The sequence below is a fragment of the Pantoea sp. SIMBA_079 genome (assembly GCF_046940275.1).
Lineage (GTDB): Bacteria > Pseudomonadota > Gammaproteobacteria > Enterobacterales > Enterobacteriaceae > Pantoea > Pantoea borealis.
Genome location: NZ_JAWRYR010000361.1, coordinates 1 through 269, shown reverse-complemented (window position 1 = coordinate 269; position 269 = coordinate 1). Strand labels below are relative to the sequence as shown.

At 67.3% G+C, this 269-nt stretch carries 1 protein-coding gene; it reads left to right on the top strand.

The features are described 5' to 3' along the window. Nucleotides 1-146, top strand: a 146-nt coding sequence (locus SB719_RS20365) for a fumarylacetoacetate hydrolase family protein (protein ID WP_412159771.1), incomplete at its 5' end; no start/stop codon positions are given. Nucleotides 147-269: the final 123 nt, after the last annotated feature.

The window sequence follows — 269 nt, the reverse complement described above, 5'->3', positions numbered from 1 at the left end:
AACCGGGTGACTTGATCAACACTGGAACCCCTCCCGGAGTGGGGATGGGCTTCCGGCCCGAGATCTGGCTGCAGGCCGGCGACGTGATGGAACTCGGGATCGATGGCCTCGGCGTGCAGCGTCAGAACGTGATCGCGCCACGATGAAAGCCTTCGTCGTGCGCGCCCCCGGCGAGGCCGGCGTCGAAGAGGTCGCCGACGCCGTCGCCGCTGCTGGCGAGGTGCTGATCGACGTCAAGCGCGCCGGTGTCTGTGGTACCGACATCGAGT